Origin of the sequence: Streptomyces katrae, from assembly GCF_000966975.1 — a bacterium.
Classification (GTDB): Bacteria; Actinomycetota; Actinomycetes; order Streptomycetales; family Streptomycetaceae; genus Streptomyces; species Streptomyces katrae.
In genome coordinates, this window is sequence record NZ_JZWV01000822.1 from 1 (window position 1) to 2,184 (window position 2,184).

1 protein-coding gene is annotated in these 2,184 nt (G+C 77.9%); it reads left to right on the plus strand.

Translation table 11 applies throughout. The annotated features are described in order from the left end of the window. Positions 1-2,184 (plus strand): lantibiotic dehydratase C-terminal domain-containing protein (locus tag VR44_RS48560; protein ID WP_281187205.1); only part of this gene is annotated, 2,184 nt, incomplete at both ends.

Sequence of the window (2,184 nt, forward strand, 5' to 3'; positions counted from 1 at the left end):
TGACGAGCTCGACCGGATGACCGCGGCGTTCGCCGACACCCCCGCTGCGGACCGCCCCGCCCTGCTGGCCGGCCTGGCCCGGCGATGGGCCGAGGCGCTGGCCGCCGCCGGGCGCCCCGTCCCGGCCGTGTCCGCCCCGCTCAGCGCGGTCTCCGAGGACGTCGTCGCCCCGCGCCCCGTCGACCTCGAAGGCTTCCTCGACTCCGGCGACCACGAGACGCTCGGCGAGGTCACCGCACTGGCGGAACTCTTCGACCTCGGACACCTCCTGCGCCGGGTCGTCCGCGACCGGTTCGTCGCCCGCTACGGCCCCGGCGGCCGCTGCCCGAACCCCTGCCCGAACCCCTGGGAGTTCGGCGGCGAGATCGCCGACGCCTGGGAGGCCGCCGGCCGGCTCGCCGCCCTCGACCCCGCCGACCCCCTCCCCACCGGGACCGCCGCACTGGCGGACCTGCGCGCCGAGGCCGTGGCAGCCGTCCGGGACGCCGTCGACGGCGACCCCGACGGAGCCGACGAGGTCGTCCTGCCCCCCGACCTGCTCAAGGGCCTCGGCGACCGGCTGCCCGACTGGGCCCTCGCACGCCCGCTCAGCTACGCGTACTTCCTCCAGCGCGACCCCCGAACGGGCCGGCTCTGCGTCAACCAGGTGTACGGCGGCTGGGGCCGCTTCACCAGCCGCTTCCTCGACTCCCTCGCCCCGGACGCCACCGCCGAGGTGTCCCGGCAGATCCGGCGCGCCCTGGGCCCCGGCGCACGCGCCGCCCAGATCCGCCCCGTCGGCGGGTTCAACGCCAACCTCCACCCCCTCCTCGTCCCCGACGAGATCGGCCCCGACCGCCGCTGGACCTCCCTCGGCGAAGCCGACCTGGAACTCGTCCACGACGAGACCGCCGACCAGGTGCGCATCCGGCTGCGCGGCACCGGCGAACTCCTCGACGTGCTCTACCCCGGCTTCCTCTCGCCCGTCCTGCTGCCGCGCCGCCTCGGCGCCCACCTCGCCGACCAGCCGCACGGCGCGGTCGACTTCCGCCCCCTCGTCCCCGGGGGAACCCGCCCCGCACCGGGCGGCGGCCAGGTCCTCCACCGGCCCAGGCTGCGCCACCGCGACGTGGTCCTGCGCCGCCGCCGCTGGCTGCTGCCGCCCGACGTCCTGGAGCGCCGACCTCGTGGCCGGCGGCCCGGTCCCGGCGGAGGCCGCGGCCCGCTGGCGCGCGGCCCTGGACCTCCCCGAACAGGTCTTCCTCCACCCGGTCGCCGCCGCCCCCGGCGGGCACGCCGCCGAGGACCTCCTGACCCGGCTCGGCCGCCCCAAACCGCACCTCGTGGACCTCGGCAACGCCCTGCACCTGCGCTGCCTGCCCAAATGGCTCTCCCGCCACGGCGGCGGCGCCGTCCTGGAGGAGGCCCTGCCCGCCCCCGGCGGGCTGGACGCCCCGGCCCGCGCGGTCGAGCTCGTCCTGGAGGTCTACCGGACCGGGCGGCGGCCATGAGACGACGGGGCGACAGGGCGACGGACCGACGAGGGACGACGGCCGACGGACGACGGACGACGAAGCGGACCGAAGAGGGGAGCGCGGCGCGCATGGGTACCCACGAGCACGCCCTCGACGTGGTGGTCTACTACCACCACCCCGACAAGGCCCCCCTGCTGCGCGGAGCCCTGCTCCCGCTCGCCGAGGCCTGCGCGGCACGCGGAACGGCCGCCCACGTGGAACGGCACTGGCTGCACGGCCCCCACCTGCGGCTGCGGCTCCAGGGCCCGCCCCGGCAGGTGGAGGAGGCGTCCGAGTCCGCCGCGTCCGCGCTCCGCGACTGGCTCCGTGAGCACCCCTCGCACGGCGACCTCACCGAGACGGAGCTGCTCGAACGGGCCGCCCTGGCCGGGCGCGCCGAACTCGTGCCCCCGCCCTACGGGCCGATCGAGCCCGACAACACGGTCCGGATCCAGGCCGTCGACCGCTCCTCCGTACGCGGCCTGCTCGGCGAGGACGGCGCCGCCCTGCGCGAGGACCTGCTGCGGGCCGGGCTCGGCGCGCTGCGGGCCGGCGCCGGCTTCCTCGGCGAGCACGGCGACGGCGAGCGGGCCCGGATCCGGCTCGCGGTGACCGCGCTCGCCGCCCACGCCGGCGCCCACCCCGGGGGCCTCGCCGGCGGCCACTGGTCGTACGTCTCCCACCTGGAGGA